This is a genomic window from Microbacterium sp. (genome assembly GCF_031180975.1).
Taxonomy (GTDB): Bacteria; Actinomycetota; Actinomycetes; order Actinomycetales; family Microbacteriaceae; genus Microbacterium.
The window spans coordinates 326,727-352,337 of sequence record NZ_JAPSLI010000001.1; the positions used below are offsets into that span (position 1 = coordinate 326,727).

The 25,611-nt window shown below is 68.3% G+C and carries 23 protein-coding genes; 10 read left to right on the forward strand and 13 right to left on the reverse strand.

The window, feature by feature from the left end; translation table 11 throughout:
- Positions 1-20: 20 nt before the first annotated feature.
- Positions 21-524 carry a hypothetical protein gene (locus tag RIF65_RS01515; RefSeq protein ID WP_309064581.1) on the reverse strand — a complete coding sequence of 168 codons (504 nt, stop codon included), beginning with the start codon at positions 522-524 and terminating at the stop codon, positions 21-23.
- 1,273 nt (positions 525-1,797) lie between these two features.
- Here RIF65_RS01515 and RIF65_RS15115 point away from each other — a divergent pair.
- Complete coding sequence (locus tag RIF65_RS15115; protein WP_375142116.1) at positions 1,798-2,475, forward strand: ATP-binding cassette domain-containing protein; 678 nt, start codon at positions 1,798-1,800, stop codon at positions 2,473-2,475.
- Positions 2,476-2,489: 14 nt separating this feature from the next.
- Here the strand turns inward: RIF65_RS15115 and RIF65_RS01525 are convergent, their stop codons facing one another.
- A complete protein-coding gene (locus RIF65_RS01525; protein WP_309064579.1) occupies positions 2,490-3,461 on the reverse strand; it encodes a hypothetical protein in 972 nt (323 codons plus the stop codon).
- On the reverse strand, positions 3,458-4,423 hold the full coding sequence (locus tag RIF65_RS01530) for a glycosyltransferase family 2 protein (protein WP_309064578.1): 966 nt from the start codon (positions 4,421-4,423) through the stop codon (positions 3,458-3,460). Before RIF65_RS01530 ends, RIF65_RS01525 begins: the two co-directional genes overlap by 4 nt.
- Positions 4,424-4,544: 121 nt before the next feature.
- On the opposite strand from RIF65_RS01530, the gene RIF65_RS01535 reads away from it, so the two are divergent.
- Complete coding sequence (locus tag RIF65_RS01535; RefSeq protein ID WP_309064577.1) at positions 4,545-5,597, forward strand: glycosyltransferase family 4 protein; 1,053 nt, start codon at positions 4,545-4,547, stop codon at positions 5,595-5,597.
- Entirely contained in the window at positions 5,594-5,734 is a 141-nt protein-coding gene (locus RIF65_RS01540) for a hypothetical protein (protein ID WP_309064575.1), read from the forward strand. The genes RIF65_RS01535 and RIF65_RS01540 overlap by 4 nt, the downstream gene beginning before the upstream one ends.
- A gap of 82 nt (positions 5,735-5,816) precedes the next feature.
- Here RIF65_RS01540 and RIF65_RS01545 read toward each other — a convergent pair whose 3' ends face one another.
- From RIF65_RS01545 to RIF65_RS01560, 4 genes are read right to left on the reverse strand one after another with little or no spacing between them, the layout of a single operon-like run.
- Positions 5,817-6,713 (reverse strand): polysaccharide pyruvyl transferase family protein, encoded by an 897-nt coding sequence (locus RIF65_RS01545; RefSeq protein ID WP_309064574.1) that lies wholly within the window; start codon positions 6,711-6,713, stop codon positions 5,817-5,819.
- Positions 6,710-7,912 carry a glycosyltransferase family 4 protein gene (locus RIF65_RS01550; RefSeq protein ID WP_309064573.1) on the reverse strand — a complete coding sequence of 401 codons (1,203 nt, stop codon included), beginning with the start codon at positions 7,910-7,912 and terminating at the stop codon, positions 6,710-6,712. Before RIF65_RS01550 ends, RIF65_RS01545 begins: the two co-directional genes overlap by 4 nt.
- Positions 7,899-9,518, reverse strand: coding sequence for a polysaccharide biosynthesis tyrosine autokinase (locus RIF65_RS01555; RefSeq protein WP_309064572.1), 1,620 nt, complete (start codon positions 9,516-9,518; stop codon positions 7,899-7,901). The genes RIF65_RS01550 and RIF65_RS01555 overlap by 14 nt, the downstream gene beginning before the upstream one ends.
- Positions 9,519-9,543: 25 nt before the next feature.
- The gene (locus tag RIF65_RS01560; protein WP_309064571.1) at positions 9,544-10,998 is read right to left on the reverse strand and encodes an O-antigen ligase family protein; all 1,455 of its coding nucleotides are present in this window, start codon (positions 10,996-10,998) and stop codon (positions 9,544-9,546) included.
- A gap of 129 nt (positions 10,999-11,127) precedes the next feature.
- On the opposite strand from RIF65_RS01560, the gene RIF65_RS01565 reads away from it, so the two are divergent.
- From RIF65_RS01565 to RIF65_RS01595, 7 genes are all read left to right on the forward strand, one after another.
- Positions 11,128-12,438, forward strand: a complete 1,311-nt coding sequence (locus tag RIF65_RS01565; RefSeq protein WP_309064570.1) for a UDP-glucose dehydrogenase family protein — start codon at positions 11,128-11,130, stop codon at positions 12,436-12,438.
- On the forward strand, positions 12,438-13,541 hold the full coding sequence (locus RIF65_RS01570; RefSeq protein WP_309064569.1) for a glycosyltransferase: 1,104 nt from the start codon (positions 12,438-12,440) through the stop codon (positions 13,539-13,541). The genes RIF65_RS01565 and RIF65_RS01570 overlap by 1 nt, the downstream gene beginning before the upstream one ends.
- Positions 13,534-14,130, forward strand: a complete 597-nt coding sequence (locus RIF65_RS01575; RefSeq protein WP_309064568.1) for a VanZ family protein — start codon at positions 13,534-13,536, stop codon at positions 14,128-14,130. Before RIF65_RS01570 ends, RIF65_RS01575 begins: the two co-directional genes overlap by 8 nt.
- Positions 14,127-14,870: an arsenate reductase/protein-tyrosine-phosphatase family protein gene (locus RIF65_RS01580; protein WP_309064567.1), complete on the forward strand. Its 744-nt coding sequence runs from the start codon at positions 14,127-14,129 to the stop codon at positions 14,868-14,870. The genes RIF65_RS01575 and RIF65_RS01580 overlap by 4 nt, the downstream gene beginning before the upstream one ends.
- 7 nt (positions 14,871-14,877) lie before the next feature.
- The gene (locus RIF65_RS01585; RefSeq protein ID WP_309064566.1) at positions 14,878-15,807 is read left to right on the forward strand and encodes a helix-turn-helix domain-containing protein; all 930 of its coding nucleotides are present in this window, start codon (positions 14,878-14,880) and stop codon (positions 15,805-15,807) included.
- 164 nt (positions 15,808-15,971) lie between these two features.
- Positions 15,972-16,610, forward strand: coding sequence for a hypothetical protein (locus tag RIF65_RS01590; RefSeq protein ID WP_309064565.1), 639 nt, complete (start codon positions 15,972-15,974; stop codon positions 16,608-16,610).
- Between the two features lie 16 nt (positions 16,611-16,626).
- Positions 16,627-17,637 (forward strand): MauE/DoxX family redox-associated membrane protein, encoded by a 1,011-nt coding sequence (locus RIF65_RS01595; RefSeq protein WP_309064564.1) that lies wholly within the window; start codon positions 16,627-16,629, stop codon positions 17,635-17,637.
- Between the two features lie 64 nt (positions 17,638-17,701).
- Here RIF65_RS01595 and RIF65_RS01600 read toward each other — a convergent pair whose 3' ends face one another.
- From RIF65_RS01600 to RIF65_RS01625, 6 genes are all read right to left on the reverse strand, one after another.
- Positions 17,702-18,787 carry a heparan-alpha-glucosaminide N-acetyltransferase domain-containing protein gene (locus RIF65_RS01600; RefSeq protein WP_375142105.1) on the reverse strand — a complete coding sequence of 362 codons (1,086 nt, stop codon included), beginning with the start codon at positions 18,785-18,787 and terminating at the stop codon, positions 17,702-17,704.
- Positions 18,788-18,807: 20 nt separating this feature from the next.
- On the reverse strand, positions 18,808-20,136 hold the full coding sequence (locus tag RIF65_RS01605) for a hypothetical protein (protein ID WP_309082482.1): 1,329 nt from the start codon (positions 20,134-20,136) through the stop codon (positions 18,808-18,810).
- Positions 20,137-21,458: 1,322 nt separating this feature from the next.
- Entirely contained in the window at positions 21,459-22,568 is a 1,110-nt protein-coding gene (locus tag RIF65_RS01610) for an ATP-grasp domain-containing protein (RefSeq protein WP_309064561.1), read from the reverse strand.
- The gene (locus RIF65_RS01615) at positions 22,568-23,119 is read right to left on the reverse strand and encodes a GNAT family N-acetyltransferase (RefSeq protein ID WP_309064560.1); all 552 of its coding nucleotides are present in this window, start codon (positions 23,117-23,119) and stop codon (positions 22,568-22,570) included. Before RIF65_RS01615 ends, RIF65_RS01610 begins: the two co-directional genes overlap by 1 nt.
- 4 nt (positions 23,120-23,123) lie before the next feature.
- Positions 23,124-24,359, reverse strand: coding sequence for an oligosaccharide flippase family protein (locus RIF65_RS01620; protein WP_309064559.1), 1,236 nt, complete (start codon positions 24,357-24,359; stop codon positions 23,124-23,126).
- Positions 24,352-25,557, reverse strand: a complete 1,206-nt coding sequence (locus RIF65_RS01625; RefSeq protein WP_309064558.1) for a hypothetical protein — start codon at positions 25,555-25,557, stop codon at positions 24,352-24,354. Before RIF65_RS01625 ends, RIF65_RS01620 begins: the two co-directional genes overlap by 8 nt.
- Between the last annotated feature and the right edge of the window lie 54 nt (positions 25,558-25,611).

Below are 25,611 nucleotides of genomic sequence, written 5' to 3' on the forward strand. Positions count from 1 at the left end.
CAGCAGGCGTCGTCCGCTGCTTACTTGCAGCAGTCCGGCGGGGTCGCCGGAACCGTGACGGTGACCTGGATCGGGTCGTGCTCGGTGTCGGAGCCGTCCGAGGCGTGACCCCAGGTGACCGAGAAGCCGAGCTGGAAGTCCAGGTTGGCGCTGTTGTCGCTCGTCGCGTTGAAGTTGACGTCGATCGAACCGCCGGCCGGGACGAACCAGGGCAGAGCCGGAATCGGGTTGAGGCCGAAGCTGATGCCGCTGGTGTTGATGTTGATCACGATGGCCGTGATCCAGATGTCCTTGTTGGTCGGGTTGGACACCGTTGCCGGGACGCTGTAGCCCTTGCGGATCGGGTTACAGCTGTTGCCGGGCGCCTTGCAGGCGGCTCCGGGCGTGATGATCGGCCCCCGGCCGGACGCGGCGAACGCCGGAACCGGCGCGGCGACGGCGATCGCCGGCACCGCCCAAGCCATGGCCTTCGTCACGGTACGGCGACTGATGCCGGTGGACGTGGTCTCTACACTGTCAACCATCGTTGAACTCCCCAGAACGTGTGCCGCTTCGGCATCCCCCAGGGGCCGATGTCCCCAAACATCGGGCGGCTACCTGCGCAATGATAGCGTAGGACCGCTCGCCGCGTAACCCGCAAGTCGAGCACGGATTTTCAGGGGGAGCGGCATGGGGGCGGCGCCGGGGGGAATGATCGGTTCACTCCGAGAGATGCTGCGGCTGACCGGAGCGAATCCCAACCGCTGGCTCGCCACCACGGTCGTGGTGTCACTCATCCTGGCCGGCCTCGACATGGCCGGCGTGGTCGCGATGCTGCCGCTCATGCAGCTGATCACCAGCGGCGAGACCGACGGCCCGTTCCTGACCGCCGTGGCCGACGTCGTGGGCTCCTCGTCGCCCTCGGTGCTGCTGCCCGTCGTCGCAGGCCTCGTGGCGCTGGCGTTCATCGTGAAGAGCCTCGGGTCGATCACCTTCCGCTGGTGGCTGCTCGGCCGCACCACCCGCGTCTCCGCGCTCACCGCGACCGAGCTGATGCGCCGCTACGTCCTCGCCCCGTACGCCGCGCATCGCAGTCGCAGCATGAGCGAGATCTATCGCAACATCAATGACGCCTCGGCTCAGGCGGCGAGCGTGCTGCTGGCATCCGTCAGTGCGGCGACCGACATCGTGACCCTCGCCGCGATCGTCGCCGTGCTCTTCATCACCGCTCCCCTGCCGACCCTGTTCGCCGCCGGCCTGTTCACCGTGTTCGTCGCCGGCGTGCAGCGGCTGCTGCGGCGCCGTCAGCTCGCGCTCGGCGAGGAGCAGGCGGATGCCGCGCTGACCGCCTGGCAGTCGCTGATGCCGGGTATCGACGGCTTCCGCGAAACGCGCCTCACAGCCAGCGGCCGGGGCTTCGTGTCGGCGTTCCGCGATGCCAAACTGCGCGGCGCGCACGTCGGCCGGCAGACCGCGATCCTCTCCGACGTGCCTCGCTATCTGCTCGAGGTCGTGTTCATCGTGGCGATCATCGGCATCGCCGGGGTGATGGCCCTGATCGGCGCGCAGTCCGAGACCATCCCGGTGCTGGGAGTGTTCGCCGCGGCATCCATGCGCGTTCTGCCCCTGCTCACGCGCGTGACGGCGAACGTGGCGACAATGCGCACCGGCAACGCCGGGCTGCAGATCCTGCTCACCGCCGTCGCCGAACTGAAGCGCGAGGGTACGCACGACGAGACCCCGCGCTCGACCACGCCCTACGACGGTGACATCGTGTTGCGCGAAGTGTCGTACCACTATCCCGACGCCGACGCCCTGGTGCTGGAGGATCTGAGCCTGGAGATCCCACGGCACCGCACCACCGCGTTCGTGGGGTCGAGCGGGGCCGGCAAGAGCACGCTCCTCGACCTCGTGCTCGGCTTGCTGACCCCCACCTCGGGCGAGGTGCTCTGCGGCGGTCGGGCCATCGCCGACGATCCGGCGGGCTGGCACGCCTCACTGGGCGTGGTGCCGCAGGACGTGTTCCTGGCGAACCGCACCCTCGCCGAGAACATCGCGTTCGGACGCAGCGCCGACGAGATCGATCCGGATCGTGTCGCCGAAGCCTCCCGGCTCGCCCTGCTCGACGACCTCATCGCCGAACTGCCCGAGGGCATCCACACCATGGTCGGTGACCGAGGCGTCCGCCTCTCCGGTGGGCAGCGCCAGCGGGTCGGCCTCGCGCGCGCGCTGTACCGCCGCCCGCGCGTGCTCGTGCTGGACGAGGCGACCTCCGCCCTCGACAACGCCACCGAGTACCAGATCGCGCAGACGCTCGCGCAGCTGCAGGGCACGATGACGATCATCATCGTCGCCCACCGGCTCTCCACCGTCCGCTCGGTGGACCGCCTCTATTTCCTGCGCTCGGGCCGGGTGGCGGCATCCGGCACGTTCGACCAGGTGCGGGCGGCGGACGCCGAGTTCGCGCGACTCGTCGAACTCGGGTCGCTGGACTGAACGCGAGGGCGGGCTCACCCGGCCGGTGCGGTCCGCTCGTCGAGGGCGTCCATGAGCGTGTCGCTGACCCCGGCCTCCACCTTGCGGCAGAACGGCGAGCCGGAGGCGACGATCGCGTCCAGGTCGTCGAGTGTCCAGGTCAGCACGCGGTCGGCGTCATCGTCCCAGCGGTGGTGGCTGACCCGCGGCAGTGCGGCCGGCGGCGCGATCCAGCTCAGCGGTGTGACGAGGGCCGACTCGTCGGGGATGATCGAGCGGCGATAGACCCGCCGCAGGCGCGAGCCGGGGGCGAGGTCGACATCGAGCAGACGATCGAGCTCCTCCCGGCGCACCGCGACCCACTGGTCTCCGAACCAGCACGGCTGCTCGGCCGTGAACGGCGAGCGCAGCCGCCGGACGCCGTAGTGCACCCCTCGGCCGCGCGCGACGACCCGCGCCGAGACGAGCGGTTCGAGGCGCAGGGCGATCGCGCTGCGCACCCAGCGCCAGGCCGCGGCGAGTCGGACGGGCGGCCTCATGCCCCACCGGGATGCCGGCGATCGGAACCACCGATACGCGTAGCGCGTGAGCCGGTCGTCACCGTCGCCCCGCCGGCGCCCCCAGCGCGGGGTGTACCGCAGGGGCTGGGCGCGCCCGATCCAGCTGGGCGCGGCGAGCGCCTCCGCCTCCCACTCCCCGAGGGGGCGCGCCGGGTAGTCCTGGCCGGAGATCAGCACGACCAGCCGCGGATCGTAGGCTCGCCGCGCGTGCGCGAACGCGTCCAGCGTCGCCTCGACGAGCTCCCACGACCCCCAGTCCGTTGCGAGACCGTGCGTGCGGATCTCGATGCGGTCGTCGCCGGCGGTCGCGGGGAACGCCTCCTGCCGGTCGTCATGCACGACGACGACGCGCGCCGACGGACTGGAGCGGAGGATGGCACCGGCGAGTCGGCGCACTTGCGGCCAGTCGCGATGGGACAGCACGACATAGACCGCCCCGGCGGTCATCGCGCGTCCGTCTTGTACACCTGCCGTGCCCGGTCGTGCGGCCGCACCGCGGCGAGCAGTCCGGTGACCGTCCCCGCGACATCCGCCCCCGCGCGCACCACGCCGCCCGCTAGGCCGCGCAGACGCGCCGGCAGGCCACGCTTCTGCGGCCAGGAGCGGATGCCGGAGACCGCCTCGGCGAGCGCCCGCGGCGCGGTGCGGAGGAGGTGCCGGGCGAGGTGCGGGTCGCCCCAACCCAGGGTCGTGCGCAGCAGCACGACGTGGTTACGCGCGCCGTAGAAGCGGTAGCGCAGGTCGAAGCGGCGGCCGCGCGCGTAGTCGCCGGCGACGTGCAGCACGACGGCATCCGGCGCATAAACGATGCGGTATCCGGCCTTGCGCACTCGCAGCGAGATGTCACTGTCCTCACGCAGGCAGGTGCCGGGGTAGTAATCGTGGATGCCGCCGATCTCGCGGAGCACGCTGGTGCGCACGGTCATGTTGGCGCCGAGCATGTGGTCGACGTCGATCGTGCGCCCCGGGTCGGCGCCGAAGTTGCCGGTCAGTGAGCCGTCCGGCAGGAACCGGCCGATGCGATCGAGTCCTTCGCTCTCCTCGCCGTCGCGATTGTTCCGCGCGCGTCCGCCGACAGCACCGACGTCGTCCGGCGCGTACGCGGCGAGGATGCGCTCGAGCCACTCCGGCTCGGCGTAGGCGTCGTCGTCGATGAAGGCGACCACGTCCTCGTCGGCGTCGTGCGATCCGATCGCGCGGGAGGCGGCCAGGGTGCCGACACCGAGGTCGTTGCGGCGATAGTCGACATGCGGGAACTCACGCACCACTGCGGCTGTGAGGTCGTCGGGCGAGGCGTCCACCACGACGATGCGCGCCGGCGCGACGGTCTGCGCCTCCAGGTGACGCAGGCACGTGCGCACGTGCTCAGGGCGCCGGTAGGTGGCCACTACGACGACGGCGTCACGCACCATGCGCTCCCACTCCCCCTGCCGGCGGTTCCGCCCCCTGGGACCCGCGATGTCTCGACTATAGCGAGCGGTCTGCGGCGGGGCGCTAGATTCGTCAGCACACCTGCCACGAGAGAAGCGCATGCCTCAGCTTTCCATCACGACGATCGCGACCGACACGCCCATGGGCGCCCAGGCGTATCAGCGCCAGGTGACGTCACGCGCGGCCGAGGCGCTGGCGGCGATCGATCCGCGGTGGACGGTGCGTGAGCACACCGCGCGCTCGTTGCGCTCCCGCCTGCCGGGCGACCGTCGCCTGCCGCTGTCGAGGCTGGCCGCGGCTCCGGCATCCGTCCGGCGGGCAGTGGGACGGATGCTGTACGCCGGCGACACCGTCTCGCACCGGATGGCGCTGGAGCTGCCGCCCTCGCCGCACGCCGACGTCGCCACGCTGCACGACGTGGTGGCCTGGCGCTTCCCCGACGAGGCGGCTCCCGTGGCCGCGGCCGCGGAGGAGCTGCGGCGCAGCGCGGCGGTGATCTGCGTCTCCGCCTTCACGGCCGAAGAGGCGGTCCGCTTCCTCGGCGTCCGCGACCCGCACGTCGTCCTGAACGGCGTGGACCCGCGTTATCTCGACGCCGCACCGCTTCCCGAGCCGACGCTGCGCGAGCTCGGGCTGGATCGTCCGTACGTGCTGCACGCCGGCGGAGCGGCGCAGCGCAAGAACCTGGCGGGGCTCGCGGCGGCGTGGCGGCGCGTGCAACCCGAGCGTCACGACCTCGTGCTGGCGCTGGCGGGTCCCCCGCATCCGCGCCGCACGGCGCTCTTCGACGGCATACCGGCCACCCGCCTGCTCGGGCGCCTGCCCGACGACCTGATGCCGGGGCTCGTCGCCTCCGCGACCGCCGTCGTCGTGCCGTCGCTGTACGAGGGGTTCGGACTCCCCGTGCTCGAGGGGATGGCGGCGGGGGTGCCCGTGGTCGCGGCGAACACCAGCAGCCTCCCCGAGGTCGCCGCCGGACACGCGCTCCTCGTCGAGCCGGATGCCGACTCGATCGCGGCCGGCATCCTCGACGCGACCTCCGGGGACTCCGCGCTCGACGCGCTCGTCCGCGGCGGCCGCGCGCACGCCGCCGCGTTCACGTGGGAGCGCAGCGCCGCCGGTCACGCGCGCGTGTGGAGCGCGGTGCGATGACTGCGGGGCCGCCGGTGCTGGCGTTGGTGACGACGGTGCGGCATCCAGCGGCGAACCGCCCGACGTCCTTGCCCGACGATCCGCGCATCCACGAGGTCGTCGTCGACTTCGCTGCGCACCCGGATGCCGTCGGCTGACGATGACGGACGGCTGGCGCGCGCAGATGGAACGGCGCGCCGTCGTCGAGCGTCTCCCTCGCATCGCCGCGCGCCTCGATCGTCAGCGGTGACGACGCACGCGGAGCAGCCCGGTCGGGAACGGCTGCTGCCCGAGATCGAGCCGTCGTGCGCGCTCCAGCGCCGATTCCAGACCGTCGCACAGCCGCGCCACGTCCGCGGCATCCGCGGACCACGCGTCGGCGAGGAGATCGCCGAGGGAGGTCGCCTCCGCGAAGGAGCGGAAACGGGTGCGCCCAGGGGTCACGGCCGCCTCGTAGTCGCGGAACTTGAAATCCCCACCGCCCAGCGGCGGGTCGAGCGTGGTCCACACCGCCGGGATGCCGAAGGCGTCCGCAGTGATCAGCCCGTGCAGTGACGTCGTCACCACCGCCCGCGCTGACGCGATCTGCCGGACGGCGGTCGCGGCCCGCTGATGCACGTTGACCACGCGGGCGCCGGCCCGTGCAGCGAACTCCGCCAGGCCGACGTGCGCGCGGTGGTGCCCGTGCGGCACGACGACGATGCGGCCGTCACCGGGCGGCCGAGTCAGGTGCCGGGCGACCAGCAGTCCCGGGTCGCCGTACACCGGCTCGTCCGCAAGGCCGAGCCGTTCCGCCGTGAGCGGACCACGCACCGCGAGGGCGGTCGCGTCGGGCAGCGGATGGGCGGCGTCGTTCATCAGGCCGGTGCCCCAGATCGCCCCGGTGTAGTCGGTCGGCACGAACTCGAGCAGGCTGCCCACGCCGGTCAGTCGCGCCGCGCCTGGTCGGCGGTAGAACGGCAGGATGCCGTAGCGCGGCAGCAACCACGGGGTGAGGTCGTCACCGAAGTTGGGATGACCGTCCCACCAGAAGGTGCCGATGATCACGCCGTCGCGCCGGATGCGCGGCTGACCGAGTGACGCGATGATCCGCCGCGCCTGCCGGCCGCGCCGGCGCAGCGTCCCGTGGTACTTCACGCGCCGCCGCCCGCGCGGGCACCCGCGCCTTCCACCGCACCCACCCGAGAGCTGCGGACACGGGTGAACAGCCGTACGTAGGCGTCGGTGACGGCATCCCAGCTGAACTCCTGCACGCGGACGGCGCCGTTGCGGGCGAGCGGGAGACGCCGCTCGTCGTCGGCCATCACCCGGCGCAGCGCGGCGGCCAGAGCCGACGTGTCCTCGGGGTCGACGAGAAGGCCGTCTACACCGTCGCGGACGAAATCCGTCGCTCCGCCGCGGGAGGTCATCACCAGGGCGGCCCCGCCGCGCCAGGCCTCCAGCGCCACGATCCCGAACGATTCCGAACGGCTGGGGATGACGACGGCCGCGGCCTCGCCGATCCGCCGTGCGACGGTCTCCTCGTCCATCTCGCCGGCGAGCACCACCCTGTCGCTCAGGCCGGCGGCGTCGATCTGCTCCTGCAGCCGCTCGCGCTCCGGCCCGCCGCCGATGATCTCCAGGCGCACGCCATCGAGCGCGGCTCGCGCGAACCCGTCGATCAGCAGGTCGAAGCCCTTCATCCGACCCAGCCGCCCGATCGCCAGCAACAGCGCCCCGCGCGGTTCGGCGGGGTCGTGCACGCCGCGGGTCAGGTCGACCCCGTTCGCCACGATCTCGGCGTCGGCGCGCAGCCCGAACCGGGCACGCAGATCGTCGACCACGTAGCTGCTCGGTGCGGTCACCGCCGCTGCGGCATCCAGTCCGTGCCGCAGCCGTCGGCGCAGGAACGCGGAACGGACGTACGCATTGTTGTCGTCGCCGAGCGTCTCGCCGTGCGAGCTGATGATCATGGGGGTGCCGAAGGCGCGATGCAGCGCCGTGGCGTACACGCCGTTCGGTCCGAAGCACTGCACCGACAACACGTCGGGGCGGAGGTCGGCGTGCGCGCGGCGCCACTCCCGCCAGGCCCGTGGCATCGACCAGACCGTGCTGATCACGCCGTCCGGCGTCCGCGACGGCAAGGGTGCCGGCAGGTAGTGCACCGGCACCGGGAAGGTGCGCGAGGAGCGCATCCCCCGGTCGACGGTCCAGACCTCGACCGTGTGTCCGCGCTCGTGCAGCCCGGTCGCGACGCGCGCGACGTGGGTCTCCACACCGCCCACGTGCGGGATGAACGACGACGAGACCAATGCGACGCGCAGCGGTCGGCCGTCGCCCGCGTCAGCCGTCGTCACCTGTACCGCCCGCCGTCCGCTTGGGCGCCGGCGTGACGACCGTCTCGTCGCCGAACAGTTCCTGCAGGGCGGCCTCGTCGTCGATCGCGTCGATCGGCTGCGGCGGCATCGCCACACTCGAGCGCCCGCGCCGCGCCTGCGGGCGCCGGGAGCGAGATTTCGGCCGGGACGCAGTCGGGGTCTTCTTCGGCTCGGCCGGCGGCTGCTCCTCGGCCTCCGGGGTCTCAGCGTGCCGGGAGCGGTACTGGTATGCGTAGTTCTTCGCCCCGGCGCCGGTCAGCGGGGCGCGGTTGAGCACGACGCCGAGTAGACGCCCACTCACCTTCTCGAGTGCGCTGAACGCCTTCTCCACGAGGTCGTAGGTGGTCTTGCCGACGGTGACGACGAGGATCGCACCGTCGGCCTGATGCGTGAGGATCGCGCCGTCGGTCACTGGCAGCAGCGGCGGAGCGTCGATGATGACGATGGCGTGCTGCGCCAACTCGTCGAGCACCGCCCGCATGCGCGCCGAGCCGAGCAGCTCGCTGGGGTTCGGCGGGATGGTCCCCGCGCCGAGCACGACCAGACCGGGGGATTTCGGTGCGCGCTGCAGCACCTCGATGAGCTCGGCGCGGCCCGCGAGCACGTCGGTGAGACCGGCGCCCGGCACCAGGCCCATCGTGTTCGCCACCGTCGGACGACGCAGATCACCGTCGACGAGGGCCACGTGCTCGCCGTTGGCCGCGAGAATCGCCGCGAGGTTGGCCGCGACCGTGGACTTGCCTTCTCCGGGCAGCGGGCTGGTGACCACGATCCGACGCGGCGGGTTGTCGACGTCCATGAACTGCAGGTTCGTGCGCATGGTCCGCAGCGACTCGGTCACCGCGAAGCCGGACTTCGAGTGGGTGTCGTTCGGGTCGATCAGACGCTGACCGGCGCCCATCGAGGTGACCTGCGGGATCGTGCCCAGAACCGAGACGCCCAGCCGCTGCTCGACGTCGTCGCCAGGCCGGATGCGCCGGTCAGAGATCGCGCGCATGATGGCGAACGCGATGCCGGCGCCGAGGCCGAGAAGCCCGCCGATCAGCAGCGAGGTCGTCGTGTCGGGGAAGGCGGGTGAGGTCGGCAGGGAGGCCGACTCCCCCAGGATCACGGTCACCGGCGCGGACCCCGGGGTTCCGTCACCGTCGTTCGTGTCGATCGTCACGATGAGGCCGTTCACCCACGCCTCGGCGAGCGCACGCGCCGACTCCGGCGTGGTCCCGGTCGCGGTGATCTTCAGGATCGCCGTCCCCTCCGGGTTCGTCACGCTGATGCGCCGGACCAGGTCCTCGGGTCGGGTGTCGAGGCCGAGCTCCTCGGCCGCGTGCTCGGCGACGGTGCGCCAGGTCGCCATGTCCACGAAGGTCGGCACCTTCGACTTCGCCAGGCTGTCATTGGCCGCGGGCGTGATCGCGGTGCCCTCCTCCGCGAGCAGCGTCGACTTGGCGAACCCGCTGGCGGACGCCTCGTAGATCGGCGTCTGCATCTTCGTCCAGCCGTAGGCCGCCCCCAAGCCCACCGCCACCAGCAGGACGATCGCTATCGCGTGACGCCTCAACGCCAGGAAATAGTCGCGAAGCTCCATCCCCACCCCCGTGTGTTTGGACCGATCATACGCGCGCCTCATCGCCGTGCGGCGACCTCTCGCGTGCGGCCGTGTGCTGCGCCCGCCGCAGCATCCGCTCCCGCGCCACCGTGGACGCGTGCACTCGCCCCACCGGACGCCGTGGCCGCCGGACGTTCCTGAACCCGGCGGCGTCCCCGGTGTTCACCGCCAACGCCTGCGCGCCGAGGCAGATGCCGGCGATGAAGAACGGGATCGAGACGCCGGCCGACACCCAGAACAGGTCGAACTGGGTCTGCACGATGCGTGCCAGCACCGAGCCCAGAGCGAGCATCCCGAACCGGAGATCGAGGCGCCACAGCACCACCACGATGCCGATCCACATCACGATGAAGCCGGCCAGCCCCACCATGCCCGCCGACGCGACGACCTCGAGCTCGGCCTGCGGCGGCTGGAACGCGGCCGTGGGGTGCACGTACCAGTAGCGCAGGCCGTGCCCGAAGAACGGCGAATGCTTCCACAGGGCGTACACCTCCTGCATCCAGGCGAGCCGCTGGTAGACGGAGTTGAACCGGTTCTGCGACTCGATCTGTTCGATCACGCTCTGCACGATCAGGATCGCGCCCGGCACGGCGATCACGGTGATCAGAAGCCAGTGCCGGGCCGCACCCTGCCGGATCACGAAGATGAGCAGCGCCACGAGGAATCCGACCATGGCCTGCCGCGACTGTGTGAGTGCCAGCGCGACCAGGAACAGCACCATGGCCGCGCGCGCCCACCGTTTGGGGATCTGCGCCCAGTCCGGGTTGACGTATGCGACGAACGCGGCGAACGCGAGCGCGCCGCCCGCGAAGTTCTTGTGCATCACCCACGGCCACTGCGGGTAGACGGCACCGAACTGACCGGACAGCAGCATCGGGACCGCGGTGCCGATGGTGCCCACCGCGATGAGCGCCACCATGAGGTGGATCAGAATGAACGCCGTCCGCGCCTTGCCGGCGCGCCCGAGCGCCCAGCCGGCGAGGAGCGCGCCCGAGACCAGCAACCACGCGTGGAACCACTCCACCGTGTTCTGGATGAAGGGGTTCGCGATCACGGTGAACAGGGTCGCGAACTGGTAGACGAGGTTGAGCCGCAGCAGCGCCTTCAGCGGCGGGCTGATCTCGCGGTCGCCGAGGAACACCGCCGAGGCGAAGGCGGCGGCGAGCGCCGCGTCCGACACGGTGAGATCACCGGCGCCGAGGCCGACGCGTTCGGTGATGAACAGGGCGGGCGTGGCGAGCAGGGGGATCGCCATCGGCTTCGCCGACGACAGCACCGCGCCGATGGTCAGCACGCCGATCGCGGCGGCTGTGACCGCGCCGTTGGTGATCCCGCGATCGAGCAGCAGGTAGGCACCGATCGCGACACCGGCGGCGAAGAAGGTCCAGCGCCAGGCGTGCGCCCAGACGTCGCCGAGGCGCGCGAGTGCGTCGGTACGGCTCCGCAGCCCCAGCCCCATGTTCGCCCCCTCAAGCGTGAGTTCAGTATGTCACCGGGGCGCCGCCCTGCACAGCGTCAGGATCGTTCACCTCTGCGCCACTCCGATGGGGCATGATGAGGGTTGTCGGCGCCTGGGGAAGAGGGACGTATGCGACTGTCGGTGATCGGCTGCGGCTACCTGGGGGCCGTGCACGCGGCGGCGATGGCATCCATCGGCCACGAGGTGGTCGGTATCGACATCGACCCCGGCAAGGTCGCCGCGCTGTCCCGTGGCGAGGCGCCGTTCTTTGAACCGCGCCTGCCCGAGCTGCTGGAGGAGGGCGTCGGGTCGGGCCGTCTCGCCTTCACGACCGACATCTCCGCCGCTGCCGGGGCGGCCGTGCATTTCGTGGGGGTCGGCACTCCGCAGCAGCAGAGCGGCCACGCCGCCGACCTCAGCCACGTCGACGAGGCGTTCGACTCGCTGCTGCCGCACCTGCGACCCGGCGACGTCGTGGCGGGCAAGTCGACGGTGCCGGTGGGAACGGCCGCCGACCTGGCGGAGCGGGTGGCGACCACAGGGGCGACACTGGTGTGGAACCCGGAGTTCCTGCGCGAGGGCTGGGCCGTGCAGGACACCATCGACCCCGACCGACTGGTCGTCGGCGTGCCGGAGGGCGACGAGGGCGAGCGCGCCGCCGGCATCCTGCGCGAGGTGTACCACCCGGCGGTCGCGAAGGGCACGCCGTTCATCATCACCGACTTCGCCACCGCCGAGCTCGTGAAGGTGGCGGCGAACGCGTTCCTCGCCACGAAGATCTCGTTCATCAACGCGATGGCCGAGATCGCGGAGGTGACCGGCGCCGACGTGACGCTGCTCGCCGACGCGATCGGCCACGACGTGCGCATCGGCCGCCGCTTCCTCGGCGCCGGCATCGGTTTCGGCGGCGGATGCCTGCCCAAGGACATCCGCGCGTTCGCGGCCCGCGCCGAGGAGCTCGGGCGGCGCGAATCGGTCAGCTTCCTGCGCGAAGTGGATGCCATCAATCTGCGCCGCCGCGACCGCGCGGTGCAGCTGGTCATCGACGGGCTCGGCGGCAGCGTGTTCGGCAAGCGGGTCGCCGTACTCGGCGCCGCGTTCAAGCCGTTCAGCGACGACGTGCGCGACTCCCCCGCCCTGGACGCGGCGGTGCGGCTGCGCGGCCTGGGCGCCGACGTGGTGGTCACCGATCCGCAGGCCATCGAGAACGCCCGGCGACTGCACCCGCAGCTGACCTACATCGCCGACCGCGACGAGGCGCTGCGCGACGCCGACGCGGTGCTGCTGGTCACCGAGTGGGACGAGTACCGGCGGCAGCTCACTCCCGAGCACGCGGCGTCGCTCACCCGCGGCCGGGTCGTCGTCGACGGCCGCAACTCGTACGACCCGAAGGCGTGGCGGGCGGCCGGCTGGACCTATTTCGGCATGGGGCGACCGTAGTGACGGGACTCCTCGTCCACGAATGGATCGAGTCGTCCGGCGGCGCGGAGAACGTGCTCGAGACGATGGCGAGGGCGTTCCCGGATGCCGGCATCCGCTGCCTGTGGAACGACGCACCGCACCGGTTCGCGCAGCGCGACGTCCGCGAGACGTGGTTGGCGGGCACGCCGCTGCGCCACCACAAGGCGCTCGCACTGCCGTTCATGATCCCGACGTGGCGGCGGCTGCGCGCCGACGCCGACTGGATGCTGGTCAGCTCGCACTTGTTCGCCCATCACGCCCGGCTGGCCGGACGCGATGTGCCGAAGTTCGTGTACGCGCACACACCGGCGCGCTACATCTGGAACCCCGAGCTGGACAGCCGCGGTGATCCTGTCGCGGTGCGCGCCGTGGCTCCTCTACTGCGCCGGATCGACCGCCGCCGGGCGCAGGAGGCGACCGCGATCGCGGCCAACAGCGCATTCGTGCGCGATCGGATCCGCCGTGCGTGGGACCGTGATGCGACGGTCATCCACCCGCCGGTGGCGGTGGAGCGGATCATGTCGCGGCCGGATTGGCGCACCGAGGTCACCGGCGACGCCGAGTGCCGCGTGTTGGACGGGCTGCCGGAGACGTTCGTGCTCGGCGTCTCGCGGTTCGTGCCGTACAAGCGCCTCGACCTGGTGATCGAGTCGGCGGCGCGCGCGGGGCTGCCGGCGGTGGTCGCGGGCGGCGGACCCGACGAGGCGCGGCTGCGCGCCGCGGCGGCGAGCGCCGGGGTGCCGGTGCGGTTCGTGACCTCGCCGTCGACGGCGCTGCTGTACGCGTTGATGCAGCGAGCGGCCGTGTTCGTCTTCCCCGCCGTGGAGGACTTCGGCATCGTTCCCGTCGAGGCGCAGGCGGCCGGCACGCCCGTGGTCACCGGCCCGGTGGGTGGTCAGGTCGAGACATACACGCCCGGCGTCAGCGGAGTGACGGCCGAGGCGGCGGATGCCGGGGCGCTCGCCTCCGCGATCGAGTACGCTCTCTCCCTTGCACCCTTCGACCCCCGCACGGCCGTCGCGCGCTTCGGCGACGACGTCTTCCTCACCCGCATCCGCTCCTTCGTGTCCCCCCATGCCTGACCCCGACGACTGGTTCTCCGAACTCTTCGGGGACCCCGAGAAACGCTGGGTCCCTGAGTCGGGCCCACGCGCCCCCGAGGCTCCGGACGGCGCTCAGCGCCGGCCGGAGTGGGGCGCGGGGATCGAAGGGCCCCAGCCGCACCGCCCCGCCCAAGACCCCCTCCTCTTCCTCCCCCGCTTCATGCTCGTCCCCTACGCCGTGGTCCTCCTGCTGCTGACCTGGCTCCCCGGCGAGCAGGCCTCGGTGGCGACGGGAATCGTCAACCGCATCGCGCGCTTCCTCGCGGCCCGCGACATCGTGCCCTACTCCCTCGGCTATCCGATGCTCGAGTTCCTCGCCAACATCGCTCTGTTCGTCCCGCTCGGCCTGCTGCTCGCGGCCGGATGGCCGCGCCTGCCCTGGTGGAGCATCGCGGCGACCGGCCTCGCGACCACCGTGACCATCGAGGCCGTGCAGATCCTGATCCCGTCGAGGTACCCGTCGTTCTCCGACCTGGTCGCGAACACGCTCGGCGGCATCATCGGCTGGACCGTCGTCGCTGTGGTGCGCACTCTTGCCCAGTGGTCTCGCCGTACGCTGGAGGAATGAGCGATCCCGACGGCGACACCGTGCCGCGCATGAGCCGCCGAGAGCTGCGTCAGCTGCGCGAGGCGCTGCCCGATGCCCCTCCTCAGCCGCAGTCTCCCGGTCTGTTCCCGCCGGCCCAGCCCAGCATCCCGACCCCGGCGGCCCACCCGGCCGCCGCCACCATCCTCACGGTCTGCACCGGCAACATCTGCCGCTCCCCCATGGCCGAGGCGCTGCTGCGCGCCCGGCTGCGCGACCTCGGCGTGCGCGTGCACAGCGCGGGCACGCACGCGCTGGTCGGGCACGCCATGACCGAGCAGGCCCTCGCACTCGCGACCCGGTTCGGCGCCGCCGAGACCGACGCCCGCGGGCACGCTGCGCGGCTGCTCACCGAGGCGATCCTGACCGAGAGCGACCTGGTGCTGGCGATGACGCGCGAGCACCGCTCCTACATCGTCCAGCTCGCCCCTTCGCTGCTGCGGCGCGCGTTCACGGTGCGCGAGTTCGCGCGGTTGGCCGCCACGCTGTCCGACGCGCAGATCCGCAGCGCCGCCGACGCAACGGGCTCCGCCGCCGGCGACCGCCTGCGCGCGCTGGCGGCGCTCGTCGGCGGACAACGCGGACTGGTGCTGGCGCAGGCCGACGAGGACGACGTGATCGACCCGTACCGCCGTTCGCAGGAGACCTACGAGCTCTCCGCTTCGCAGCTGGGCCCGGCCATCGATCAGGTGGAGCGCGCCGTGCGCGCCGCGCTGGAATGAGGCGCTGATGCTGGTGCCGGGCAAAGACGACGTACGCGTCATCGCTGCGCATCGGGTGCGCGGAACCGCGGGTGCGCCGCGCATCACGACCAGACAGCGCGTGTGCGGCAGCGTCACCATCTGGACCATCGAGACGGACGCGGCCGAGTACCAGGTGCAGCCCGAGCCCGACGACGACCAGTTCTTCACCTTCGCGTTCATCGAGTCGGGCCGCGTGCTGTCGAAGTTCCACGACGAGCCCTGGCGCAACATCGGTCCGTCGCTCGTCATCGCCCCGGAGGGGCTCGAACGTCGGCTGCGGTTCGAGGGCACGTGCCGCTTGACCGTCGCGAAGGTGCCGAAATCCGCGATCGCCGGCTTCGTGACGGAGCTCCCCGGTTCGGCACGCGTGCTCGAGGACCAGCGGCTGCTCGATCGTGCGCTGCTCGCCTTCCTCACCGCCGTGATGGATGCCGAGGGCGAAGGCTCAGCCATCGACCGCTACGCGATCGAACACCTCGTGCTGGAGATGTGCGGAGCGATTCTGCTTGATCGTCTGGGGACGGTGTGGGCGCAGGGCAATCCCGCGGCGGCGCTGCGCGACCGTGCGCTGGCGGTAATCGCCCAGCAGTGCGAGGACTCCGACCTCACGCCCGAGCGGGTCGCGAAGGCGGTGCAGTCGTCGCTGCGGCATCTGCAGTCGCTGTTCGCGGATGCCGGCACGACGGTCGCCGGCGAGATCCGCCGGCATCGGGCACGGCTCGCCCGTGCGACCCTGCTGGACAGCCGCTACGACGTGCTGTCGGTGGAGCAGGTCGCGCAGCGCTCCGGGTTCCGCAACACGATGAGCCTGCGGCGTGCGCTGCACGAGATCTACGGCACCGGTCCCCGCGAGCTGCGGCGGTGCCGCGGCGGCGAGGTGTCCGGCGTCGCGCAGGGCACCGATCTCCCCGCGTAGAACAGTTTGCGCAGGTATAGCGCACAATGCGCGGAAAACCTGCACGCGGCCTGAATGACGCCCGACCGTTCCCTATGTTGATCCTCAGGAGAGGCTCTGGGGGACAGAGCATGTCGCCTCTCTCGCACTACACATCATTTCGTGTTTACACAGGAGGGTCGTCAATGACCGAAGAGAACAAGGGCCTCACCCGCCGTACCGTCGTCAAGGGTGCCGCCTGGTCCGTCCCCGTCATCGCAGTCGCTGTCGGGACTCCGCTGGCATCCGCGAGCGTTGCCCCGTTCAACGCGACGGTGACCGCGAACTGCAGCAACGACTACGACCTCTCGGTGCTCGAGGGCATCGTGGGCAGCGGCCTGCTCGGCACGGTGCAGGCAGCGCTCGGCCTGCTCGGCATCACCCCCGGCGCCACGCGCGGCTTCACGATCACCGCGACCACGGGCACCATCCCGGCCGGCACGCAGTACACCCTGCAGGACCCGAACGCGATCCTCACGATCGGCGGTCTCGAGACGGTTCTGGCCGCTCACGCAATCGGCGTCGTCGCGACGGCGGGCGGCTACACGCTGACCCTCTCCAACCCGATCCCCGAGGGCAGCTCGGTGTTCGTCGACCTGTACGACGCGATCGTCAACGTCGGCGCGCTCAGCAGCCTGACGCTGACCCAGGTGCAGTCCGACGCGAACAACGGTGACAACAGCGCCACCGCCAGCACGCTCCTCGCTGCAGCGGTCGACCTCGGCACGCTCGGCATTCCGCTGGTTGACGGTTCGCTGGCCGTCCAGACCTGCGATCTGATCTGACGCTAGTCTGAGGTTCATGCAGTCGAGCCCCGTCGAGTTCATTTTCTTGTTCTCGACGGGGCTCGTCGCGTTCGTGCTGCTCCTCTCCGGAGCGACCAAGGCGACACGCACAGCCGCGACGCTCGAAGCGATGGCGGCGCTGCGCGTGCCGGACTTCCTCCAGCGCCACTGGATCGCCGCAGCCGTTCCTGCATGGGAGATCCTGCTCGGCACCGCACTCCTGCTGACGGCGGACGCGCCGCTCATCGTGGCCGGCGTGCTGACTCTCGGCACCTTCGCCGTCTTCACCGTTCTCCTCGCGCGCGTGCTCGCCCGCGGTGAAGAGGTCGACTGCGGATGCTTCGGGGCGCTGTCTGCGGACACGCGCGTCACGGGCTGGACCGTCGCGCGGAACGTCGCCCTCATCGTGGCGACAGTCGCGACCCTGTCCACATCGCCTGGACGACCCCCGTTCGTCGTAGACATCGCGGGCGCGGAGCCCGCCACGATCTTCGCCATCGGGCTCGGCTGGGCGCTGGTCGCGCTGGCCGTCGTGCTCACGACCCTGGTGCGTCTGCGGAGTCGCTCCACCGGCACACAGACCGCAGCCGGCACAGGGCCCGTCGTGGCCGGCGTCGGGTCGCCGATCCCCGATGCCGAACTCGTCACCCGCGACGGCGTCGCCGTTCCCCTCCATGCGCTGGGAGCCGGTACTCCTGTGCTGCTGGTGTTCCTCTCGGCGGAGTGCTCCAAATGCGTGCCGGTAGCCCGTCACCTCCCCGACTGGCAGCGTCTGATCGCGCCGGTCAAGCTCGTGGTGGCGACATCGTCCCGCCCCGGCGTGCTCGCGGAGCGGATGCCGGACGCCGCACCGCTGGCGTATTTCGGTGCTCTCTCGGCGAAGCGGGCGCTGGGCGTCGAGGGTTCGGCCGCCGCGGTTCTTCTCGGAGGCATGGACCACCCGTACGTCGCATCCCCCATCGCCCGCCGCGACGAGATCGACGCTCTCGTGCAGGGCATCGTCAACGCCCGCGAACAAGCCTCCTGAGTCCCGGCCCGGGGTCCCTGAGCCCCGGTCTGGGTCCGTGAGCCTGTCGAGAAGGGCCCAGCCGTCAGACGGCGGCCCGCTCGGTCGCCCGGTCCCCCGCCGTCCAGAACTTCTTCGGCCGCCCCGTGACCAGCCCCATCACCCACTCCACCGGCCCGGTGCCGACCCAGCGCCACCACGCCCAGCCCACGAGCGCGACACCCGGAACGATGAGCAGCCACCCCAGATAGGTGTTCTCCGTCGGCATGCCGTTCGACCTCGCCCACAGCGCGATGAGTCCGACATGCAGCACGTAAAGTGTCAGCGCCAGTTGTCCCCACGCGCGCAACGGCAGCGAGACTGCGGCCCAGGCGCGCCGCACGGCTGATGCCTCCGTCGTGGACAGCAGAACGACCACGACATAGACGGCGAAGACGAGACCCACATCGTGCAGGGTGTCGAGGTAGTCGCCGGACTGGACCCCCTGCACGCCGAGCAACTTCTCACTGACCGGCTGCGCGAGATAAGCGAGGGGCGCTGCGGCCGCCATGGCCCACAGCACGCCGTCTCGCTTGAAGCCGTGCCGCAGCAGCAGCGCCCCGAGCAGGAAGAACGGCAGCAGATTGACGAGACGGTACGAGCTTCCCAACGCCACCCACCCGGCGAGCTCGCGAACCAGGAACGGCTGAGTGTAGATCCACATCGCCTCGCGGGCGAGCATCAGCAGCGGCTGACTGAGCAACAGGAGGGTGAGGGTCACGGCTGTGAGAGCACGGATGCCCAGCAGAAGCATGGGAACGCCCACAATGAGCAGCAGTCCGAGCGGCTGGAGCACGATCGCCACCCACGACCCCCAGGTGACCATCCACATCCCCAGGGCGATGATGATCGCACCCCTGAGAGCTTGCCGCGCCCAAGTCGTTCCGACAGAGCCGCCGCGGTTCCAAACGATCTGTGCGGATATCCCCATCACCAGCGCGAACAGCGGTGAAGCAAGGTCGTTCAGATTGTCCCGAACGACGTGGACGAGCCACGCTGCGTCAGGGAGAAAAGGCCCAGCGTGAGCGACGAGCATCGAGACGATGGCAACGCCGCGTAGGACATCCCCCACGGGCAGACGTGGCCCTGACCCCAGCCGACTCTCGGCTGGGTCGCGCTGGAGATCGCTCATTGTTTTGCCTCCGTGGAACGCTACTCGCGGGGCATCGATCGTCGCGGATGCCCCACCGCGCTGTCCGTGCCACCCAACACGGCCGACTGACCTCGTCGAGCGATGCGACTTCCCCACAACCAAACCAGCGCATACATCACGAGGCCCTTGTTCAGAACGGAAACCGGCCCGTCGGCGATCCATGTTCCGAGCGTGATAGTCACGCCCGCCATTCCAACAAACTGAACTAGGTTTCCGTAAGTTGTAGAGTTTATGCTCGCGGCCAGCCTGCAGAAAATAGTTGCGAGCAGCGCAGCGATGAGCACGGTCCCCACCAGGCCCCAATTGTGGTAGGTCGAGCCCCAGAGCGATAGAGGAGAAGTTCCACGCGTCGAGCCGTAGAGAACCGCGAAGATCCTGTTGGAAAGATCGCTTCCAGGTTGCCCCGGCAGCAAGCCGACGAACGCCTGCCACCATTCACTTCCAGCGGGGATGTCCTGCTCGTGAATGTACTGGAAACCGACGATTGAGCTCATCTGATTGCTCCCCAGGATCCGGAAAGCAAGTTGTTCAAACAGCACACCTAGCTTGCTGCCAAAATCCGGAGCCGCCTCTAGGTCTCGGTTCGCCCTCCCGCTCGCGATCGTGAGCAGAAAGAACAAAAGTATGCCCACGATTCCGATTCGAACAATATATTTCTTCACGCGCCGCGGGACGACGAAGTAAGCAGTGACGACGGCGAGCGCCAGTGCAATGACAAATGCGCCACGCTGACCGGTGCCGAGTAGAAACAGAAGCGTCAAAGGAGCGAGTATGAGCCCAACGACTGCGCGGCCGCTTACCCGGAAATGGTAGGCAGAGGTCAACACGACAATCGTAAGTGCTGGCAAAAGAGCGTTCTTGAACTGGTTCACATAACCCGGGAAAAAGTACTTCTCACCGGCGTAAGACTCGAGCCGCAAAGCTGCTACGTCTTCGCCCGTATCATTTATGAGAGCCTGTAGAGACTCCACAAACGCCAGGTAGCCAACGCTCATGTAGTAGAGCGTCGATATCCCAATGGACGCCAAAATCCAAAATGCCGTAGTGCGCTTCGGGTAGGCAAAGTCGACGAGCGGATCATATGCCGTTCGCGGCGACTTGAGAATCGTGAACGCATAGAGAACTGACACACCAACGAGGGTGCCAAACGACCACAGAATCACAGACGCGTGAACCACATCTGCTTCGAGCGCTGGATCCAATGCTGGTAGCGTTCCGGCTGCCATGGTGGCTTGAGCATATACGAACAGGCTGATGACAGACAGATGCCCGAAGCGAGCCCCGGCAGTCGGTACAAATACCGCTAGCAACACGAAGACAATTATCATGCTATCGGACATAACGAACCCTCGGTCCCCTAGACAGCTGGTGCCCCGTCGTACTAACCATCCCTTGCGGCCGAGTACGTCCCCGCCCTTGGGCCATTGCTAAAGCTCGCAGGCCTCGGATGCAACATATTCGCCCGTGCTGATGCGACGCAGAATGACGCAAGATCACGACGTCACCCCCTCCGTATAAGCGACGTCCCCGCCTCGTGCCGTTCACTGGCGCCTACCCAGTTGCCGAATGATGCTTGCTAGACGGTTGATGCGGTACCGCAGGAGAGCAGTCGTCACACCTTCCGTCGCATGCAGCGTCTCCGGCGCTGGCCAGATCATTCGGTAGATGATGCGAGGAGCGTTGCGCCAACCCACCAATTTGAACGCTTCTCGGTACGCCAACAGAGGTGATCTCTGCGAACGCCACGCCCAGTCCGGAGGCCGTGGCGCATCCGACTCAACATCGAGGCCCGGGAACGCTAGTCTGAGCGGGTCGCGGAGAGCGTAGACGGCCCCCAGTTCCCGGACAACGCCAACCACGTCCGGGCCGGCGGCGCGCAGAGTATTAGCCGCCCAACTCAGCTTCCCTGGGCCAGGAAGTTCGCCCTGCAGAGGCCTAACGTCGTGCAACGCGCTCAGCACCGCGTGTGCAACGCGGTCGGGCGTACGAACTCTGACTGAGGCGAAACACCGCTCCTCCGTGCGCGACCGGACCCTTCGGTAGGCATCGGTTGCTTCGAGCGCGAGCCCAGGGAACCACGAATGAACGTCGACAGCACACGACCAATCATTACCCCGCAACGTCAGTGAGTGCAAAACTAGTGTGCCGGTAAAGGCTGAGAGTGCTGGGGACCAGCCCCACGGGCGTAGGGCATTGGCGAGCCGTAACGCTTCTCGCGGGTGCACCCAACAGTCAACATCGCCGGAGTGATCCCGCTCTCGGAGCGCCTGCGCCGCGAGAGTCGGGCCCTTAATGAAGACTACGTCAATTCCATTCTCACGCGCCACATTCTGTATTAGCGCGTAGACAAGTTCGTGGCGATAGGATTTCATCCATGGCTCAGCGACATGGGTGACGCGCGCCGGGTGCGACTCACTTTCCGCAAGCAGGCCCATCCCGCGCATTTCTTCAGCAATCTCGCGCTCAGCTGGGGAGAGCGCGGCTGGCTCGATCGCATCCGCCACGAACTTCCGCCAGAGCCGCGCCCCTGCCCCATACAAGAAATGCGGAGATCCCGGAAAAATGGGACAGACTACGAGTTCGTAGCCTTCCTCGGCGAGGGCGTGGTTGGTCAGATCCAGCGCGCCGAACGAAACCGCAACCCAGTGGCTCACAGTCCGCTCCGACCGGAATGCGGCCTGCGTGTCCGGAGCGGGACATTGGCCCATAAATCGGTAAACTCAATGTCCCAGACAGCAGGCGGCCAGAGAATCGCCTTAACCGCCCCTGCAATACTCTCTGTCCGCAAATTGGACGCGACGTGCAAAGCCTCACGCACCGGGAAGACCATCTCAAGGTCGCGTGTCGGACGGACAGCGCCGAGCGGGCGCCCGGCGAGACGGGCCACGGCAGTGGCCGCAATCCGCGCACCTGAGCGAGAGGCAAGCGCGTATGAGGCCCAGAACTTCGGGTTGATCTCCATCAACGCGTACCCGCCATCTTTACGACGCTTAAACTCTACCTGCGCGACCCCGTTCCACCTAAGCGCGAGCATCAAGGAGTTGGCGTGCTTACGAAGCTCGGGATCATGAAACGTCCGGAGCCGCGTGCCGCTGCCTCCACGACGCGGAACGGATCTAAGCTCGAGATGTTGGTGCTCAGCTACTGGCACCCCATCCTCGTAATAGCCTGAGTGGGCGTACGTGTACGGTTCGGCGTCGATGTACTCCTGAAACAGGACGTCCCCCCCAAGAGACTCGACATCCAGTGACCGGAGCGCTTGCGCGTCGCGCACGAGCGCCGTCGACTGGCCGCCTCGCTCCATGCGGGCCTTTACAAATATCGGAAACCGGATCTGTCCGATGTCGCCGGACGTGACGACATCGGTCATACTTCTCGGATGATCGACCCCAACTTCCGCAGCCAAGTCGTAGGTGGCGACCTTGTCCTCCGCGATAGCGAACGCATGCGCGGCCGGTGCGAGGAAAGCTGTGGATTCTGGGAATTTCGAGCGCAGTGGGATTAGGCTCCGAAACGAGTAATATCCGACTGGAACGACCACATCAGGCCGGACCCTCGACACAAGGTCTAGCACGTGGGCGCCGTAGTCATCCGATACCGCTAGGGGAGCAATGAGCTTCTCTGCGACATATCTCGATCGGTGTAGGTGCGACCGCTTTGAGGGCGCCACGCCAATGACCTCGGCGCCGAGGTCCGTCGCGAGTTCCGCGGCGATGGGCAACGAGTGGCTGTACTGGCCGTCAAGCAGCATTACTCTCATCATCTATCCTCCTTCAGTAGGTGGACCGATAACGGCCACTTGAGAAAGCTTCGGACCCGTAGCTCTCCAGAAACGTGGAATCCCGCCCGCTCATAGTTTTTCATCGACGACAGGTTTGAGTGGCTCATATTCGCGACCAGCCTCCCTCCGAAGCCCTCTCGATGCAAGAGAAGCATTCTGAAAACGATCAGGTTCGAATGAAGTCCCTGTCCGCGCGCAGCGGGCGCGGTCCAGTCGGCATGGAAATATGCCTCTCCCGGCGAAACAGGGAAGTATCCTTTCACGCGCGTTGTCGTGGCACCCTCGTTGACCCAGAGCCACCCCAAGGCGACAATAATCCCTCTTCTGACGATCTTGACCCCTCGGTGGCCGTTATCGAGATAGTGGCGAACCACGCGACTGTAACCTTCGCGCGAGCTCTCGATCAACTCGATGTCGTCACGAGTCAGTTCGCTGACGATTTCCGGATGAGTTTGGACGGTTGGGAAGTCGTCGCGTGGCATCTCCCGCGAGAGAATAGCGAAATCGGATACGTTGAACAAGCCAGTCATGCCGCTAGATTCCTTCCCCATCTCGCGTGCTCAACAGCCGGTATGCGAGCGCGAGCACGAGCACATAGTAGACTGCCAGCCCCGCCGCATAGGCGGTGACCGCACCAGCCGATGCGACACCGAGGCGTGGGAGCAATCCAAATGAAACTATCGCCACCACAAGCTTGAAAACGTTAAGCACGAAACTGAGGCCCTGCTTCTCGACCATCAGAAACACCTGGGATGCTGGCGCCGACACGAGAGCCAGCATGTAGGCTCCGGCCAAAATCGTCGCGAATTGTCCCGACTCGGCCCATGCGGCACCGAAAACGATCTCGAAGAGAATAGGGGCGGCGAAAATTAACGCGATCGTCGGGAAGACTGCCATGAAGAAGAGTAGGCGCGTCGTTCGCGCCAGCATGGCGTGCGCCTTGGCGCGCGTGTCCACCCTCGACGCTTCGGCGTAGAACACCTGGGCGTTCGACCGCCCCACCAACTGCACTGGTGCGGACAGCACGAGTACCGCCAGGCTGAAATAGCCCGCGGCAGCGGGGTCATACGCACCAGCAATCAGGATCGCTGGCAGCAGCAGCCCAGCCGTGTTCAGCACTGCTGAAGGCACGCCGACCGACGCAAAACGGTGATATCGCTTTATGACCGCCCACACTCGCGACAGTGACATCCTCGTGCGGGGTGCCGACCGGACGGCGGCTATCCCAAGGCTCACAGACCCAGCGGACTGACCCAAGATGTGTCCAACCACAAGCGCGCTGACGCCGAGTCCCGCGAGACCTCCGCCGATCTGTGCTGCAGCGGCGGCGAGGCTCTGCGTCGCTCGCGTCATCCCCAGTCGGCCATACTGTCGGTGTCGCAATGCATACATGCTCAATGCTTGGTACGCAGCAGCTAGGAAAACTCCCAGTGGCAAGATCGCCGCCACCACGGGAGGAGCTCCTGCGAATGCGAGCGGATTCGGCCAGAAGAGCAGCAGGCCTGCAATAAGTAGGGCCAGGCCAGCCGCGATCGATAGCGATACGAGCAGCAGCGCGTTCGCGGCTGTGGACACGCGAGGAAGCGGGATCGCCTGCTCGAAGCGGAACGACGCTACGACCGCCACCATCCCGAGCGCCGATGAGTAGACCGCAAGTGCGCCAAGCTCCCCGGGGGAGAAAATTCGCGTTAGCAGGGGATAAGCGAGCAACGAGACAGCTTGGCCGGCCGCCGCCCCACCGACTAGCCTCAGTGCGCTGAACTTAGACATTCTGGGTCGGTTCTCCAGCTGTCGGTGCCCCAGACTGTACTCCGGACTCAGCGGCACGGGCGACGGCCCGGAACCCCTGGAGGGCAGCGCTTTCGGCGCTCGGAAGTACGCGGCCGATGCCGAACTCGGCACAGAACCCCGATGCCTCATAGCCTCCCTCACCGAGGATGGCAGCTGTAGGCAGGTAGCCGAACGAATCGTCCATGCATCCAGCGCAGCAGACAAATTCACCGCCGACCATGTTTCGAACCCTGGGCGCATATTCGGCCATGACCTCGGCGTTCATGCCGACAATGGCGAAATGTGCACCGATACTGACGCGGGCGAACGTCACAGACGGCCCACCGCCCGTATAGAACTCTTCTGCTCTCATATTCTGTCGGCGGACTCCGATGCCATCGACCTTGAGCGCGCGCTCCTGTGAACGCACGCGACCCGTCGTTTCAGCCAACCCGCGCGCCCACTCGTCATATCTCTCTGGCGACATGTCTTCGAACACCGGACCAGTCAGGAAACGCTGGATCTTCCTAACGACCGATGTCGCGTTCGCACTCGCCTTGGGGCGGGTGTTACCAGAAAATCCTTGAACGTAAATCACAGGCAACTCGGCGTCACCTTCCGCGCTTCTGATGCTCGATCGCACAACACCTGGAAAGTGCGCGCTAACAACGTTTGCGTGCGGGCCTGCAACAGGGTGACACGCGTAGTTCCAGATGACCCCGAGTGCGCGACCCACAGAGTCTCTAACCGTGGCGGTAATGATAGTTTCGTCGCGCGGGCCTGCTACGTTCGGTGCGTTTACCACTTTGCCAAAGGTGGGGGGAAGCGAAAGTGTCAGGGCTTTCCGCAGTCGGCGATTGATGCTGTGGTCCGCATTTCCCTTCGCCGCCAGAAGCTCCGCAGGCGCGCGAGGCGCGGATACGAGTCGGGTCGCATGTGCTTCCGCCATGTTCAGGACTCGCTGTAGGTGCCCCGGCTCCGGCGACCCCAACAATGGTTTGGAGTCGTCAAGCATCGGGGCTCTGTGCGTGTGGCTTGCAAAGGTTAAGATCCGCTCGGCTGGCAGCCCCGTGGCTGCGGCGATGGTGTCTCTGAGTTTGCGACCGACGTATAACGCGTCAACCCCGACAAGAAGGGTCGGCATTGAGCTGTCGCCAGAGTCCAAAGCGATCATGTTGATCTCTACCGCGTCGGCCACGCCTCCCCAGGGGCGCCCGCCGGCCTTGAAAGAGCCCAGTGGCACCGCAGCACG

Excerpts from the sequence above, each read along its gene's own strand:
- RIF65_RS01605 (WP_309082482.1), bottom strand. The coding sequence starts at position 20,136 with ATGATAATTGTCTTCGTGTTGCTAGCGGTATTTGTACCGACTGCCGGG.
- RIF65_RS01585 (WP_309064566.1), top strand. The coding sequence starts at position 14,878 with ATGCTGGTGCCGGGCAAAGACGACGTACGCGTCATCGCTGCGCATCGG.
- RIF65_RS01575 (WP_309064568.1), top strand. The coding sequence starts at position 13,534 with ATGCCTGACCCCGACGACTGGTTCTCCGAACTCTTCGGGGACCCCGAG.
- RIF65_RS01540 (WP_309064575.1), top strand. The coding sequence starts at position 5,594 with ATGACTGCGGGGCCGCCGGTGCTGGCGTTGGTGACGACGGTGCGGCAT.
- RIF65_RS01620 (WP_309064559.1), bottom strand. The coding sequence starts at position 24,359 with ATGTCTAAGTTCAGCGCACTGAGGCTAGTCGGTGGGGCGGCGGCCGGC.
- RIF65_RS01600 (WP_375142105.1), bottom strand. The coding sequence starts at position 18,787 with ATGAGCGATCTCCAGCGCGACCCAGCCGAGAGTCGGCTGGGGTCAGGG.
- RIF65_RS01610 (WP_309064561.1), bottom strand. The coding sequence starts at position 22,568 with ATGAGAGTAATGCTGCTTGACGGCCAGTACAGCCACTCGTTGCCCATC.
- RIF65_RS01555 (WP_309064572.1), bottom strand. The coding sequence starts at position 9,518 with ATGGAGCTTCGCGACTATTTCCTGGCGTTGAGGCGTCACGCGATAGCG.
- RIF65_RS01590 (WP_309064565.1), top strand. The coding sequence starts at position 15,972 with ATGACCGAAGAGAACAAGGGCCTCACCCGCCGTACCGTCGTCAAGGGT.
- RIF65_RS01615 (WP_309064560.1), bottom strand. The coding sequence starts at position 23,119 with ATGACTGGCTTGTTCAACGTATCCGATTTCGCTATTCTCTCGCGGGAG.
- RIF65_RS01580 (WP_309064567.1), top strand. The coding sequence starts at position 14,127 with ATGAGCGATCCCGACGGCGACACCGTGCCGCGCATGAGCCGCCGAGAG.
- RIF65_RS01565 (WP_309064570.1), top strand. The coding sequence starts at position 11,128 with ATGCGACTGTCGGTGATCGGCTGCGGCTACCTGGGGGCCGTGCACGCG.
- RIF65_RS01515 (WP_309064581.1), bottom strand. The coding sequence starts at position 524 with ATGGTTGACAGTGTAGAGACCACGTCCACCGGCATCAGTCGCCGTACC.
- RIF65_RS01560 (WP_309064571.1), bottom strand. The coding sequence starts at position 10,998 with ATGGGGCTGGGGCTGCGGAGCCGTACCGACGCACTCGCGCGCCTCGGC.
- RIF65_RS01525 (WP_309064579.1), bottom strand. The coding sequence starts at position 3,461 with ATGACCGCCGGGGCGGTCTATGTCGTGCTGTCCCATCGCGACTGGCCG.
- RIF65_RS01595 (WP_309064564.1), top strand. The coding sequence starts at position 16,627 with ATGCAGTCGAGCCCCGTCGAGTTCATTTTCTTGTTCTCGACGGGGCTC.
- RIF65_RS01535 (WP_309064577.1), top strand. The coding sequence starts at position 4,545 with ATGCCTCAGCTTTCCATCACGACGATCGCGACCGACACGCCCATGGGC.